General features: G+C 36.6%; 15 protein-coding genes. All 15 read right to left on the reverse strand.

The genetic code is table 11. The features are described from left to right. Window positions 1-48: 48 nt before the first annotated feature. The 15 genes from ilvD to DF185_RS22275 all read right to left on the reverse strand — a co-directional run bounded on the left by ilvD (window position 49) and on the right by DF185_RS22275 (window position 15,908). Window positions 49-1,884: a dihydroxy-acid dehydratase gene (ilvD, locus tag DF185_RS22205; RefSeq protein WP_110363825.1), complete on the reverse strand. Its 1,836-nt coding sequence runs from the start codon at window positions 1,882-1,884 to the stop codon at window positions 49-51. Window positions 1,885-2,672: 788 nt separating this feature from the next. After that, window positions 2,673-3,047 (reverse strand): NifB/NifX family molybdenum-iron cluster-binding protein, encoded by a 375-nt coding sequence (locus tag DF185_RS22210; protein ID WP_110363827.1) that lies wholly within the window; start codon window positions 3,045-3,047, stop codon window positions 2,673-2,675. A gap of 205 nt (window positions 3,048-3,252) precedes the next feature. Further along, window positions 3,253-5,658, reverse strand: coding sequence for an ABC transporter permease (locus tag DF185_RS22215; protein WP_133250127.1), 2,406 nt, complete (start codon window positions 5,656-5,658; stop codon window positions 3,253-3,255). Between the two features lie 420 nt (window positions 5,659-6,078). Continuing rightward, a complete protein-coding gene (locus tag DF185_RS22220) occupies window positions 6,079-6,567 on the reverse strand; it encodes a putative molybdenum carrier protein (protein WP_110363831.1) in 489 nt (162 codons plus the stop codon). Window positions 6,568-6,749: 182 nt separating this feature from the next. Further along, a complete protein-coding gene (locus DF185_RS22225) occupies window positions 6,750-7,406 on the reverse strand; it encodes a hypothetical protein (RefSeq protein WP_110363833.1) in 657 nt (218 codons plus the stop codon). Window positions 7,407-7,496: 90 nt separating this feature from the next. Then, window positions 7,497-8,072 (reverse strand): hypothetical protein, encoded by a 576-nt coding sequence (locus DF185_RS22230; RefSeq protein WP_110363835.1) that lies wholly within the window; start codon window positions 8,070-8,072, stop codon window positions 7,497-7,499. Between the two features lie 157 nt (window positions 8,073-8,229). Further along, the gene (locus DF185_RS22235; RefSeq protein ID WP_110363837.1) at window positions 8,230-8,967 is read right to left on the reverse strand and encodes a hypothetical protein; all 738 of its coding nucleotides are present in this window, start codon (window positions 8,965-8,967) and stop codon (window positions 8,230-8,232) included. A gap of 30 nt (window positions 8,968-8,997) precedes the next feature. Beyond that, window positions 8,998-9,567 (reverse strand): hypothetical protein, encoded by a 570-nt coding sequence (locus DF185_RS22240; RefSeq protein ID WP_133250128.1) that lies wholly within the window; start codon window positions 9,565-9,567, stop codon window positions 8,998-9,000. Window positions 9,568-9,759: 192 nt separating this feature from the next. Then, on the reverse strand, window positions 9,760-11,199 hold the full coding sequence (locus DF185_RS22245; protein WP_110363841.1) for a M20/M25/M40 family metallo-hydrolase: 1,440 nt from the start codon (window positions 11,197-11,199) through the stop codon (window positions 9,760-9,762). A gap of 227 nt (window positions 11,200-11,426) precedes the next feature. Then, complete coding sequence (locus DF185_RS22250) at window positions 11,427-11,735, reverse strand: hypothetical protein (RefSeq protein WP_110363843.1); 309 nt, start codon at window positions 11,733-11,735, stop codon at window positions 11,427-11,429. Between the two features lie 267 nt (window positions 11,736-12,002). Beyond that, a complete protein-coding gene (locus DF185_RS22255; RefSeq protein WP_110363845.1) occupies window positions 12,003-12,656 on the reverse strand; it encodes a hypothetical protein in 654 nt (217 codons plus the stop codon). Window positions 12,657-12,881: 225 nt separating this feature from the next. Then, window positions 12,882-13,247 carry a hypothetical protein gene (locus DF185_RS22260; RefSeq protein WP_110363847.1) on the reverse strand — a complete coding sequence of 122 codons (366 nt, stop codon included), beginning with the start codon at window positions 13,245-13,247 and terminating at the stop codon, window positions 12,882-12,884. Window positions 13,248-13,325: 78 nt separating this feature from the next. Beyond that, window positions 13,326-14,924 (reverse strand): DUF2326 domain-containing protein, encoded by a 1,599-nt coding sequence (locus DF185_RS22265; RefSeq protein ID WP_110363849.1) that lies wholly within the window; start codon window positions 14,922-14,924, stop codon window positions 13,326-13,328. Continuing rightward, on the reverse strand, window positions 14,908-15,141 hold the full coding sequence (locus tag DF185_RS22270) for an ABC-three component system middle component 7 (RefSeq protein WP_110363851.1): 234 nt from the start codon (window positions 15,139-15,141) through the stop codon (window positions 14,908-14,910). Before DF185_RS22270 ends, DF185_RS22265 begins: the two co-directional genes overlap by 17 nt. Continuing rightward, window positions 15,138-15,908, reverse strand: a complete 771-nt coding sequence (locus DF185_RS22275; RefSeq protein ID WP_110363853.1) for an ABC-three component system protein — start codon at window positions 15,906-15,908, stop codon at window positions 15,138-15,140. Before DF185_RS22275 ends, DF185_RS22270 begins: the two co-directional genes overlap by 4 nt. Window positions 15,909-15,977: the final 69 nt, after the last annotated feature.

The raw sequence follows: 15,977 nt of genomic DNA on the forward strand, positions 1-15,977 counted from the left end.
ATTCTCCTTTATTCTTTTACCTTTTATTTTTACCTTTTACCTTTAAACTTATAGTTGTCGTATCGCTCCTTTGTCTGCCGAGGAGACTAGTTTTGAATAAGCCTGCAGTGCTTTCGAAACAACTCGGCCTCGGCCTCTTGGCTGATAAGCCTCTTTTCCGAATGCTTCCTCTTCGGCTCTTCTTTCTTGCAGTTCCTTATCCGAAATACAAACATTGATACTTCTGTTTGGGATACTGATTTCAATTTGATCTCCATCTTTAATGAGTGCGATAGCTCCTCCCGCTGCTGCTTCCGGAGAAACATGCCCAATGGATAAGCCTGAGGTTCCTCCTGAAAACCTTCCATCGGTAATGAGTGCACATTTGGCTCCCAATCCCATGGATTTTAAATAGGACGTTGGGTACAGCATCTCTTGCATACCTGGTCCTCCCGATGGCCCTTCATATCGAATCACCACTACATCTCCAGCATTTATCTTTTTAGTAAGAATTGCCTCACATGCATCTCTTTGCGATTGAAAAACTTTTGCCGTTCCAGTAAAATTGAATACCTCTTCGGCAACACCTGCTGTCTTCACAACACAACCGTCAGGTGCAATATTTCCAAACAATACAGCCAGTCCACCATCCTTGGTGTAAGCATGTTCCATGCTTCGAATACATCCATTTTCTCTGTCGTCGTCCAAATCGGTATAGAATTCATCCTGAGATGCAAAACTCAAGTTTCTTCCCTTTCTACCTGGGCTTGAATGATAAGTCGACAATGCTTTATCGCTAACCGTTTTCGAGTTTAGATTGTAATCATTCAAGGCTTCCTGTAATGTCGGGTAATCCACTCTACCAACACTGGTATTCAACAATCCACCATCTGCCAATTCACCAAGAATACTCATGATTCCACCAGCGCGATTCACATCTTCGATGTAGTATTTATCCGAGTTTGGTGCTACCTTACAAAGGTTTGGTGTCTTACGCGATAGCTCATCCATGTGCTTCATGGTAAACTCAACCTCTGCCTCGCTTGCAATTGCCAACAAGTGAAGAACTGTATTGGTTGATCCACCCATTGCAATATCCAAAGTCATCGCATTCTTAAAGGCTTCAAATGTTGCGATTGATCTAGGCAAAACACTCTCATCTCCATCCTTGTAGTAGGCATTTGTAATCTCAACAACACACTTTGCAGCATCCATAAACAGGCGCTTGCGATTCACATGAGTTGCCAAAACAGTTCCGTTTCCTGGCAATGCCAATCCCAATGCTTCGTTCAAACAGTTCATCGAATTGGCTGTGAACATTCCCGAGCACGATCCACAAGTTGGACAAGCAGATTCTTCAATCTCTTGCAATCTCTCATCGCTTACGCTGTCGTCTCCGGCTTTTACCATGGCGTCAACCAAATCAAGCTTTTCACCTTTCGATTCACCAGCTTCCATTGGACCTCCTGATACAAACACAGTTGGAATGTTCAGCCTCATTGCAGCCATCATCATTCCTGGCGTAATTTTATCACAATTCGAGATACAGATCATGGCATCTACCTTGTGCGCATTACACACATACTCCACACTATCAGCAATAACTTCTCTTGATGGAAGTGAATACAACATGCCGTCATGTCCCATGGCAATCCCATCGTCGATGGCTATGGTGTTAAACTCAGCAGCAAAGCAGCCCGACTTCTCAATCTCCTGCTTTACCATTTGCCCAACATCCTTTAAATGAACGTGTCCGGGAACAAATTGTGTAAAAGAGTTTACTACAGCAATAACAGGTTTGCCAAACATCTCTTCTTTCATTCCGTTGGCACGCCAAAGGCTTCTGGCTCCTGCCATTCTTCGGCCCTGTGTGGTTTGATTACTTCGTAACGGTTTCTTATACATTTCGGTTAATAGTTAAATCGTTTATCTTGTGTTTGTTCTCACTTAATCTCTTGCTTGTAGCGCTTTCAAACTTGTGCTGAGCGCAGTCGAAGCAAAAAAAAACGCCCTTCCTTTTGGGAAGAGCGCTCATAAATTCGTTTGCTTCGAAGTTATTGTGTGTGCACGTCTTCCCTGATCCTCATTCTAATAATGACGATAGAAATAATAATGACGATAATGACTACGTTAAATGATAACATACAATAACCTGATCAAAAAAAAGCCCCTTCGTTTTGAAGAGGCTTTAGATATTTTGTAACAATTAAATTCGTTTACTTAAACATGCAAAGCCCCGTTCTGTGTCCTAGAAGGACAAGAATAATGACGTTAATAATAATGACTGTGCTTAAACGCATGTTGTAATTTTTTTTGTTTGTTTTTAATTTTGTCAACGAACATTTACAATCTTTCTTTCGATCTGATTACGCTGACAAATCTATGCGACAAATGTATGTGAAAAAATCTTTTTTTTCCAAATCCTACGATTCCCAATTCCTGTTTTTACGAAATTTAAATTCTAAACAACTTTCATAACACCTTGATTTTCTGACACTATTATTTTTACAGGTTTTTTATGAAAATGTAAGCTTCAATTCAATTTTATCGTGCAAAACTTATTTTTCGCAAAGCTTTGCGCTGATGATTTTTCATACAAAATGAATAAAAAAGGAGCAATTCACTACTATTTTTTCATGTTTCCAATGTTCGATTCGAACATATTAACACTTCAAATTTTCGCTTTTATTCTTTTAGTGATTACATGAATGTCCATCAGCTCCATGCTGGTGGTTGCATGTTTCTCCGCTATCTTGTACCAATCCTGAAATAAATTGTTGTACCAATTCATCAGCATTACCCGAACATCCGCGAACTACCTCAATTCCATTGTTGTAAAGTACATTAATGGCACCTTGACCAATTCCTCCAGCAAGCATTACCTTAACGCCAGCTTCTGCCAATAATGGAGCAATGTTCGACTTACAACCACAACCTTGTGGCGAATCCATGATTTCACTTCCTACAATCTCGTTCTGCTCAGAAATTGTATAGATATTATAAAACTCACAATGTCCGAAATGGCCATCAACTTGTTTGCTACTGGTAACTGGTACTGCAATCTTCATTCGTTTATTTTCTTTTGATTAACTACTACAAAATGAGAATATACTCATTTCAAGCCTCAAAAGTACAAAACAATAATAAGCGTGCAAACTTATGTGCTTGCTATTTGTATTTTACAGATTGAGAATAGCTTTCTGCACCACATTACCTTGCTACTATTCTACCTTTTGACTATTCGACTATTCGACTATTCGACTATTCGACTGTTCATTCATATTTAATCGAATCAACCGGATTTAGATTGGCTGTTCTGTAGGACTGGTAGCTTACTGTTAAAATGGCAATAATTCCCACAATAAACACAGGTACTACAAACAGCAATACTGATATTTCCATTTGTGAAGCAAAGCCATTCAACCAATAGCTGATGCCAAAGTAGAACAATGGCAACATTACCACTGTTGCAATAATCAGGAGTCTAAAATATTCCTTCGATAGCATCAGCAGTATGGTTTTAACACTTGCGCCTAAAACCTTACGAACTCCGATCTCTTTTTTGCGTTGGTTGGCTGTAAAGGCTGACAAGCTTAACAATCCCAAAGTAGTAATGATGATCCCCAGTAAGGCAAATATTCCAAACACTTTCCCAAACCTGATATCATCCTGATATTGTGCTTCGTAAGCTTCATTCAACACATAGTAGTTAAAAGGGTTCCCATCAAATAAATCCTGGTACTTCTCCTCAATAAAATGGATCAGTTTCTTGGAAACCGGACTTTCCAGTTTTACAGACAGGCTTCCCAACAAACCAGGTTGGGTATGGAAAATAATAGGTTCATGTTCTTCCTTTGGAGTTTGATGTGCATAATCCCTGATCACACCAATCACTTTTTTCTTTTCTCTGCTCAGGAATATATTGTCTCCAACAGCATCCGCTGGATCTTTGTATCCCAAATGATAAGCCGCTTTCTCATTTATCACTACGGCCTTGTTGTCCGAAAGATGAAGCTTAGAGAAGTTTCTCCCTTTTAGCATTTTCATTTCGTACAAATCCAGGAACTCCTCGTTTACCTGTATCAACCTGTAGTTTTTACTAGCTGTTGGTTCATCCCCTTCGCGGTAAATACTTCCCAAGTTCGATTTGATATCCTCACCCGGTACATAAGAAGAATAGGAAACTGACTTAATCTGTGGATGACGACTCAACTCTTCGCGAAAGGCATCTCTTCGGTGAATTAAAGTGGAATCGCCAACCATTGGCGTACTTAATACAATGATATCATCCTTATTGAAACCCGGATCTAACTTGTGCATGTGGTTCAACTGCATCATCACACTAAAGGTACCGGCAATCAATACAATCGAAATCACAAATTGCAACAATACCAGTCCTTTTCGAAGTACCAATCCAGACTTGCTTCCCTGGTATTCTCCCTTCAGCATCTTATTCATATCCGTAAAGTTCAATCCCCAAACCGGATACATTCCTGATATGAATACCCCAATAAAGAGCATGGACAGTAAGTTCCAGTAAAACCAGCTTTGATTCCAAATGCTATATTTTACAGGAATGGCAGTTAGGTTTTTAAATCCAGACATGAACGACTCTATGAAGATCACAGCCAGACCTACTGCAATCAAATTGATGAGCAAAGACTCCAATAAAAACTGCAGGATCACCTTGCTTCTTGAAGCTCCAACTACTTTTCGGAGACCTACCTCCTTGGCTCTTCCGATGTAGGATATGGTTGACAAGTTTAGGAAGTTTACCCAGGCAATCAGTATGATGAAGTAAGCAATGATGTATAGAAAACTTACTGTCTTTTTATCTCCATTGGTTTCCAGCTCCTGCATGTAGTGAGAGGTCAGGTGAATGTCCTTAACTGGTTGCAAGTAAAAAAACATTTCCAATTGGAATCGCTTCAGCACTTCACTGATTTTATTCTCGAGCAGTGCCGGCACCTTTTCCTCGATGAGCTTCGGATCGCTTCCTTTTTTTAATCTTACGTAAGTATAGAAACCACTGTACAACCACGATTTCATAACCCTCGGACCATAATGACGAGACAAAGTTGCGTAAGAAATCAAAACATCGGTTTTACAGTGTACATTCGAAGGTCTATCCTTAAATACCCCTTTCACTTCCAAAGCCAAATCTTTGTTCATCTTCAGAAGTTTACCAACAGGATCCTCTCTTTGAAAATACTTTCGTGCAGTACTTTCCGAAATCACCACTGCATTTTCTGTAGTTAATGCTTTCGCTCTGTCTCCCTTTACAAACTCAAAGGAAAATAGGTTCAGGTATTCATTGTCTACCCAATATGCTCTGTCTTCCTGAAATACCTTATCCTTATAGCTAAAAATACCATGAGCATTGTAACAGTGCGCAACGGATTCAATCTCTGGAAATGCCTCCTGAAAAGTTTCTCCTACAGCAGGACAAGCAGATGCAAAACGAATCTCATCACCTTTCTGAGAGTGTCGTTCCCATCTTACGCGGTAGATGTCATCCACATTATCATAGAAGTTGTCGTAGCTGCTGTGATAATTCACATACAAGGAAATAAACAAACAAGCGGCTATACCAATGGCAAGTCCAAGTATATTTACCACAGAGAACGCACGGTGCTTAAGCAAATTGCGCCAGGCAATCAGGAAATAGTTTCGTATCATAAGTTTGGTTTTTGATTCGTAATTCTTATCAAATACCACACCAGCCTTCACTTAGCATTAAATATCAACAATTTGTAAAATACAGCCTTCCAATCATCACTCCAAACATGTTCACCAACGAACACTAAACTGTACGGTTTTCAGCACTTTTGATATTCCAACACAGGTTTTTACACTCCTCCCCAAACTCTTCAATCATTCCCCTATTTAGACTATTCGACTGTTCGACTCTTTGACTGTTGAACTGTTGAACTGTTGAACTATTCGACTCAAAAAAAGAGCCCCCAACGAGAGCTCCTACAACAACAATAACCTAATTAATGATTTATCTGTTTCAATCAGACATAAGTACATTGCAAATATCTATTTTCTTCAGTTTGATGATGTTTGCTTATTGTGAAATCTATTTTAAGTTTTGGTTTACTCAGAAAGAATTAATTTCAAGAGTTCCTTTGTGGCATTCTGAATTCCCGGAGCATTAGACTCACTCGGCCCTGCTACATTCAGTATAGATGGCCCATGTTCTTTCAGCCAGTTTTGAATATTGTACTTGCTCTCCTTTTCGTGCGGATCACAAATCAAATAAGCCTTGTTCATTGCAATACAACAATCAATGGTCCACTTCGTTCCTGGATCAAGATGATGTGTTTCGGGCATCAAAATCAGTGTGGCATCCGAATCACGTACATTCCATTCGGTTCGCAGAGAACGTGCTACATGACTTGCTGCATTGCTGCGTTCGTATGGACTTTCCTTCAAATCAAATTCCAATGGAATCTTTCCATCTTCCGCTTCCCGATTGGGCGAACACCATCCTCCAATGGAAATACCCAATTCCTTCGCTGCCAATAAAGCTCCACGATCAACCCCGGTTTGACCTCCTGATATGATTTGTTTGGGAATGTGCATTTGATCTTAGGTTTGATTCTTTATCTACAAGATAGCACAAAAAACAGGATGATGTTATTCACTTCCCTTTACCATTGATTAAGTTTAAAGGATAGCTAAACATGCTTAGCGTATCAAAAATACAGACTTACCCAATATAAAAACGTAATCTATTCCATTTATAGTTACCTGCTCAACTTAAACTAGCTAGCATTATCACCAATAATATCTTTAAAATTTGAAAGCCATTGGCTTAATACTTCAACCTTCTCTTTAAATTCTATTTTTATAATTTTCTTATAGGTTCGATCTTTAATATGAACCTCAACTCTGGAACCTCTTTCAAAATAGTTAATAATTTTTGCCTGTGGCAAACTAGTTAATGATTGATTCACTACCAGTTCAACAGGATACGCATACCCCACAAAACCAATCCCAAATCCTTTCCCCATCAATATTATTGTATTTTCTGTCAGTACGATATCTGAACTATTAAAATCATAAATGACTTTATTAATCCTGATATCCATCTTGTTATTCTGGCTGTAAAAATCAAAATTCCTGATATATACAGCCACATCTTGAAGAAGTATGTTTTCATTTTCCTTAAGCTGTTTTATGGCTTTTCCTCCAGCTGAAAACATTTTATAATTCATTCCATATACAAACACTTTCATACCAACAAACCCTATGGTTACAAATAAAATTGCGACCAAATCTTGAGCTAAATTTGTTGCAGAAATTTGAAATATGAGTATCATAAGAATTATAAGGAATCCAATATTTAAAGGCCAGTTAAACACAAAAGGCAACTTTGTATTCTTTATAAATGTTATAAAATTTTCTTGTCTAAATTCCATATCATCTATTAATTATTTTCAATTTACATACTAAATCTATTCTAACTCTGTAAAAACACCAACCAAGCACTTGCACCATTCTGTATCAACCTATTTCACCGTGTAGTTTTCCAACACATCAAATCCTAACCTTCCTTTCCTTACTTTAAGCACTGCCGACTTTGAGTTCATTACCTTATCCATTTGCGAATTTGAAAAGACAAGTTGCTTTTCCATTCCTTCATAGTTTATGACTACGTATGGCGATCTTTTGTTTCTATTTCCTTTTCCACCAGCTAAACTCCCGGTTTCTTGCACTTTAAACTCCTTGCTTACAACTTCCTCATCGGCAAAGAAATAGTTCACTGCCATAAAGCTAAATAATACGAATGCACCTGTCATGCAGCTATGTAAAATGTAGTGAAGACTCCAATGTGCTTTCATTCCATCGATATCATTCAGCTTGTTGTAAAATATCGGTGTTAGAACAATTCCAGGTGTTAACCAAATCATCAAAGGAATTTTCAATTCAATCAATGTCTTTCTGTAAATGTATATTTCGCAGGTTAGCAGAGCAATCCCCAGAATAAACAGGAATACAATAAGGTTATCAAGCTTTTTATTCCCCTTCGAAACTCTTCCTTTAACCAGATTCTTTCTTAATATATTTTCTAAACTTCTACTCATTCAGTAATTACTCTTGAATTTTAATTTTCTAGATTCCATCATGTAAAGACCTCACCATTTCCTTCTCCTTGAGAGCCTGTCCTAATAGGGGGATGAGGTAGGAACACAACATCCAATCTTAACTGATAATTGAATCTTTATTCAACACTTCAACTTCCTAATCCCCACGAAAATACAAACCAGGCACCGGACTTTTAGGATAAAGCGATTCAGGTTTCCACCAGCCAACCAAACCAAATGAAGTTTTCACCAGGAACATTTCATCCTCATTCAATAGCACCTCAACCTCTGCTCCTTTTGGCAATTTTGCCAATTCTTCCTTTAGTGTTTTATCCGTATACAAAACTATACTTTCTACAATCTCACTTCGTATCCCAACATGATAATAGGGTTGTTTTACCTCTTCCAGTTGATCGCCTACCAACTTGTATTTCTTTCGCTTGTTATAGGTTGTATTGGCATGCCCTCTGCAATACAGATATCCATTGCCAGGAACAAATAAATCCAAACAGGGAATGCTTCCAATCCGAATCAAACTATCACCCACTTCCTTATAAATCGAATACACTGGATCACAACTTGGACCTCCATCATAAACAATTCTGAAATACTCATCCTTCTTGTAATCAATCTTGCTTCTTGCTACATCGGTTATGAAAAAATATTCAGCGTTTTCGTAGTACAATGGATGCCCTTTCAATACTTGTTTTTGTATCAAATGGGTAATGTTCTCATTGTAGAACAACATTGGGTTATGATCCCAACCACAATTCCCCATTCCATCATCCACCTCTATGTATTTTAAATATTTGAACGATGCAGGCACATCAACATGCTGTGCTTTCACAAAGCAAGATGTAATCAGCAAAATGCTTAAAGCAATTATTCTTCTCATATGTAGTTTTTATTTATTTCCCAACAGCAATCACCCAATTCGCTCCAATATAATCTCCTTCACCTCATCAATATTGCTGCCATCATACACCACCACATTCTCATGGGTGAATCCCTTGTTGTATTCATTCAAAGGCATTACAACCAGCCCTCTTGGGCGGTGCTTTAGCCATGGTATGATGTAACCAGGATAGTCATCCACCAATATTTTTCCATAATGCCTGCTTTTATTTCGGGTCATGGTAAACTCTATTTCTCCATCTATGTTGTTGATGATCCATTGTAGCTTACCCGCCAAGGCTGCCGGATTCTTCTTTGGTGCCTGGGTCAAGATTTCATTGTGATAGCCCAACTCTTTGGTCAGCTTAAAAATATCAAAGCCCAATTGGTATTTAGGCAAATTGGCCCACCACTTCTCATCCGATTTGATCAACTCCATCCTATCCCATAGATACTGATATTCGGGTGCATCACCCACCATAAACGGATCTACAATTGGCTCATTGGGTGCTCTCAATTTTTCCAACTCCAAATTCATAGAACCAACATAGTCACAAATGGTTCCGTCCATATCAAACAAGGCTATTTTTTCACTATCCATAACTTCATTCATTTTGTCATCACTACCGCACGAGTCCTCTCGTGTGGTTCTATTAAATGGAACGCGATAGAATCACGCACCAGCAGGAGGATTCATCCTGCATGTAACATGAGGGTCTCACTTCAAGTGAGGCTCTCATTCATTATATATGGTTACCCTCACTCTGATTAAGAGCATCAAAACATTTGTATTCTAATTCTTACCAACAGCCGCATTTCGCCATATGGTTTCAAAAATCATTCTGCTGATTTTCTCCATCCTTTTGTAATTGACCTTATTGGCTGTATCCGTTGGCTTGTGCAAGTCATGATTTTTACCATCGAAAAAGAAAATGCTTGGGATTCCGATGTCCGAGAATGATTTATTATCCGAATAATCGGTAATTGCTGAATAGTTAGAAGTTAGCTTGTACTTTTTACTTAGCTGCTTCTCTTGGGTATAAAGAGAATCTGCCAAATGTTTCCCAATAAAATAGAAGTAGCCCGGATCATTCTCATGATGATAATCCGCACGTCCGATCATATCGATATTGATCATCAGCTTTACCTGCTCTTTGTTTTCAAGCTGATCCGCAAAATACTTCGAGCCCCATATCCCACCTTCTTCTGCCGAGAATGCCGCAAATATGATATTCTTCTCAGGCTTGTACCCATCCTGATAAGCTTTCGCAAATGCTTTCGAAAGTTCTATCAATGCTGATACCCCCGAAGCATTGTCATCAGCACCATTGTATATTTTACCATCTACCGTGCCCAAATGATCATAGTGAGCACCAACAACAATCGACTCATTTGCATTGCTTCCCGGTATATAAGCCACAACATTATTCTCAATAATGGTATCCGCTTTCAATGGTTCAACCACAAATTTGATTTCCCCTATCGGCTCATTTCCTTCTATGGCTTTATTCTTCCAATACTGTAAGTTTTTACCTGTTAGTTTCTTTACACTTTTCGAGCTAAGGGTCATATACCTGTAGCTTGGCATATCTACCATAAAACTATCTATGGCAACTTCATTAACCAATCTGTAGTTCTTGAATTTGCTAAAATCTTCGAATTGCAAGACAATGCTTTCAAATTGATTGCTGCTTTTCGGATTGGCTACTAATGTTAGTTCAGCACCATTTTCTTTAGCGATTCTGGCATTTCTCACTGCTGCCCTCAGGTTACCACTCAATGTAAATACCGCCTTTCCTTTTACATCTAGGTTTTTGTAGTCTTCCTCTCTTCCATATCCGGCAAATACCAGCGGAAGTTCTTTATCGAAGCGATCAAGCATGCCTGAATACATAAAGTCTTGATCTGAGAAAAACTTTGTATTCTTGCTTTGCAATCGAGGTGTTCTCTCTTCAAATGTGAGCAAGGGGAAAGCTTGTAGCCAAGTCTCTTCAAAATAGCTTCGAAGCACGGCATTCTCTTCCCACTGAGAAACAATATAGTCTCGAGCAATTTTAATTCCCAATGTTCCGACATCTCTACCAGCACACGAATCCGATGCTAAAATGTAAACATGCTCTTTCAAGTTTTTAGCCTTGATGTCTTTGCTATACAAATCAGCAGTGCTTTGCGCCCTGATGCCTGCAAATGATAAAATAATTCCAATAAATGCTAAGAATACCTTCTTTTCCATTGTGTACTGATTATTTAATTTTTATTCATTTATCCTAGCTGGTTCTAGTTTGCAATTCTGAACTTGCCCAATGTAAAACATCTCTTGCTAATGCGAGTTTGCAACTCGTACTCTGCCTTGGCAGTAATTAAAACTTTTCTATTCTTGGTTTAGATGCTTTCATGTGATCCCTTTTGCTTTCGCAAAGCACGAGCTGCAAGTTTGCGCTAGCGGGGGGGTAAATACAACTAATATTGCAAAGTAAATTTCTTCTTTGTTCCATTCCTACTCACAAAAAACACCAGTTCTCCTTTACTTTTGTATATACTATCACCCTTTTGTAAATAATTCCATAAGCCACTTGTTTCGTAATCATATAAAGTCAACAAAATCTCACTATTATTGTTATTTATTATCAAACGTGGATAATCCCTATTCTTATCACGATACTTTTCTAAAACAACTCCATTAATCTCAAGTGGTTCAACTCTATTTTTATAATAATCGCCACAGCCTATTACTAAAATGACTATCAATAATATGATTGTATACTTCATAACTTGTGATTTTTGAATTCATATTTAGTTCATAGTTATATTCGTTCACTTAAACTACAGTTACTCCTCGCTACTACACAAGTCCTCTCGTGTGGTTTTATTTTAGAAATTTCCAGCAGAGGGATTCATCCTGCATGTACCATGAGGGTCTCACTTCAAGTGAGGCTCTCATTCATTATATATTGATACCCTCACTTTGAGTGAGAGCATCAAGTGTTTCCATTTAGCGAAACCAAAACATTCATCTCATAAGGATTGCAGATAGCTCTATTTCAAATCCAAAAACCAAACAAATAGCCAAAAAACAAATGCTACAACACCAACATAGAAAATCTGAAGTCCTTTTTTTCTTGTTTGTACGTCGTAAGCATACACTCTTTCTCCAGTTGGAATGGTTTTCTTGAATTTAAAATGATGATAACCAATAAAAATACCTAGAATCCCACCGAAAACTGCACTAATGAAACCAAATATCAACCACCCTCTATGACCTTTTTCTGCTTGTCGTAGCTTCTCTATCTTTTTGTTTCTTAATTCTTGAACTTCCTCATTCGAAACTGCTTGCCCTCTATCATTTAGAAGTTTTTGTGCCAATAAAAAATCCGTCTTGCTCCATTCGTTGTAGTTTTCCAAAACGTCATAAAGCTCCTCATTTGTAAAGTCAAACAGGTAATGTTCTTTGTCTACCAAATTCAGGTTGTCAACGGCTATTTTATGAAACAATGCATCTACTCTTTCAAAGTCCGCCACTTTCAGTTTTATTGCAATTTTATCTTCCAGTTCCGTTCCCCCTGTAAACGTAATATCTACAGCCGATGCAATATTTTCGGTCTCATAGGGAATCACATTCAATTTTAAAATTTCAAGCAATGGAATTGCTTCTTCCTCTGTTTTAAATTTTTTGTACGTTACTAATTCCATTCTTTTTGTTTTAATTTTAGAAACTCTTCAATAGGACTCAAATAAAATACTCGCACCAGCAGAGAGATTCATCTTGCATGTACCATGAGGATCTCACTTCAAGTGAGGCTCTCATTCATTATATATTGATACCCTCACTTTGAGTGAGAGCATCAAGTGTTGCCACCTAGCGGAACCATACACATGTTTAACATATAACTACTTGCTGTAATACTCATTAAATTTTCACCTTGTTGTTGATATGATGATCACCCCATCTTCAGCACGATTACCATACAAAGCCTTACCCGTTTCCCATGGCAAAGAACCAATGCTTACTATTGTATCTGCGTACACTTTAAGTGTCTTTTCTTTTTTCAAATCATCATATCGATACGGCTTACCATCCAACACAATCAGTGGATTTTCTTTAACCCTTGATTGACTCTTATACTGACTAACTTTTTCATCAATGATACTCTCATACTTGTCAAGCTGAAAGTCAATTAATTTGGGCATGGGTTCTGCTTCCTTTTCCTGACTTGCTTTATTCTGACAAGAGAATAATAAACTTAGGATCAATAGGAGTATGAATTGTGATAGAATTCTCATGTTTACAATCTTTCGTTGTAATTGCTAGTTTTTGCTTTCACAAAGCACGAGCTGCAAAGCTCGCGCTAGCGGGGGCCTTTATCTCCAGTCTTTATTAAATAGTTTTCTTTCTTCAGTTAAACTTAACACAGCTTTATCCTTCAATATGCTTTGTGTCGCGTCATCAAATTTATTAATACCATCTAATGCCATAAATATCTGTTTATCGAAGATTTGATATTGTTCTATGATTTTATCAATTGACATGTCCTCAATGTTTTTAAATAGCACACTATCATGAATTACAAATGGCAATTCAGTTAGCTTGAGTATTGATAAATCAAATTCTATCAAGTCGGCAAATGACTTACCTGTCCCCGTATTGCCCGAGTGGTCAAATGAATATGATTTACGATTTAACTTAAAAACAGGTATTTTCTTTTTTCCAGGATGAATTTCGTTGTTTATTCTAATTAGCTCTCCATTAATCTTTTCTTCAATTTCTTTAAGGATGTCAGCAATAGTATCATCAAGGTTTTCATTTAAGTCTTTTATACTCTTTGCAACACCCTGTTTCTCTTCATAGAACTTATTTGCTGTATTTAATTTGCTGGCTTCTATTGTAAGTTCATAAATCTTATCAACGATAAACTTTGGACTATTTACATTTTCAAGTAATGCCGCTATTTTTAAATCTAGTTTTTTTAGTTCAGCTTGAAAACCCTCATTTTCTGTAACTAAAACTGCCTTTGCTGCCAAAAGTTCCCTTTCCAATATTTTAGAAATTTTATTGTGAAAACTTTCAATTTCATTTATTTTCTCCTCATTAGGGTTCTCAAAAAAGGTAGAAAGCTTTGTGAAATATTTACTTTTAACACTCTTACTACTCAAGTTTAAATCAAGCCTTTTAATCTTATTTAGAATTAAGCTTTGACTCTTTAATAATCTACTTTTTTGAGTTTTAAGCTCTATCAATTCTTTGCTAGTCAACTCTTCTATATTAACCGTATATTTTAGAAGATTATTTTTGATGTCAGCGATTTCTTGATTAATACGTTCAATCTCTAGGGCGTTCTTTTTGAATTCCGTTTTTGTTGTTTTAGCAATGTATTCCTTTTTTTGGGCACCATTCAGAATCCTTTTTGATTCTACTTTAGTTTTTATTTCATTATTTAACTCTTCAAGCGTTTGATATAACTTAAATAATTTAATAATATTCACAACAGGTGCAGAAGGAGATTCTTTTATAGAATTGCGCAAAGGCTCATTAACATTGTAATTCTCTTTTCCCCATATTCGAGAAAAGGGATTTACTATTTGCCGAAAAGAAAGACTGCAATCAATCTCATAATCCATTTTTAATTGAGATGTATATTCTGCTTTATCAATTTCTGAAAGAGCATTATAATCCTTGTCGCATACCGTTATTATTTCTGGATTTTCTGTGTTGCGTGAATAATATTTCGAATCATGCTTAAACTCAAATTTAAAATAAAATGTTTGATGACCGATATTCTTTTGAGCACCTGAATCAATTGTAGAATAACTATTCCCACCGAATACAAAGTCTGTAATCATAAGAAACATTGATTTCCCTATTGAATTCGTAGAAAAGTTATCTCCTAAAACTACATTCAATCCCTTACCAAATATAATAGGGCTTTCAATGAACTTATCACATTTAATCTCTTTTAGCATATTTGATAATTTCGTTGTCAAAATCCATAGTTATCATATCCATGATATATAAAACATCTAGGGAAAAAATGAATTCATCAATGTTTTTAAATTTCTTTTTTGTCTTTGAATACAATTCATGTATTCCAATTTCTTTTTCGCTGCCTGTTTCAAGTATTTCAATCATCTTGAATATGATTGAATCTTCAAGCCTAATATGTTTATTTGGATAAATCATTCGAATACCTCGCAGTTTTGTACAAAATAGGATATTATAATCTCTGATGCAGCAAATGAAGTTTGATTGGTCATTTTATATAACCAGGAAACCATACCATCAAAAATCATCTTTTGAGTGGAATTAACATTTTGTTTTCTAAGAGTCAGATAATGAGATTTTATTTGTGATGAAATTGTTTCTGTAGTTAACGGTATTTCTAAATCAATTTCAGAAAACTTCTCCTTGATTAAATGATAATAATCCTGAACATTAAGTTTGATTAATCTTTTAGTAAGGAAAGTTATTGAATCATCCGTTTTATCATCAATTTTCTTAGGGTCGTAATTTAGTTCAATGTTATCCATTAAATTCAAATCATTTTCCGATAAAAAATTAATTATTTGGTATATCTCATCTTCAACTTTTGAATTTTTCCAAAGTTCTTTTTCATTAAACTGAGAAATCAGTTTTTTCTTAACTAATATCAAATCCCTGTATTCTTCAACCGTTCTTGGTTTATCAAATTTTGTATGACAACTAACACATAAACAAATTAGATTATCAAGATGATTTGGGTCGGTACTTAACTTTTCTTCATTTTCTAGTAAAATTTTCTCATCAGGCTTTGGGTTTAAAGGATAAATATGAGCTATTTCAAATTCCTTTTCCTTTTTGCCCTTTTTCTCATACATTAATAAGCTTGGGCAAAGTGGACATACAGCATTCACTTCCGCAAATAAATGCAACTTTTGATTTTCTGTGAATTTTATTCTTTTGTTTTCCATTACTTATTTATGTTGTAATATCGTTCGTTGCCTTGTTGCTAATATTCGAGACTATGAAGCGTAGCTTGT

This window comes from Marinifilum breve, from assembly GCF_003202155.1.
Lineage (GTDB): Bacteria > Bacteroidota > Bacteroidia > Bacteroidales > Marinifilaceae > Marinifilum > Marinifilum breve.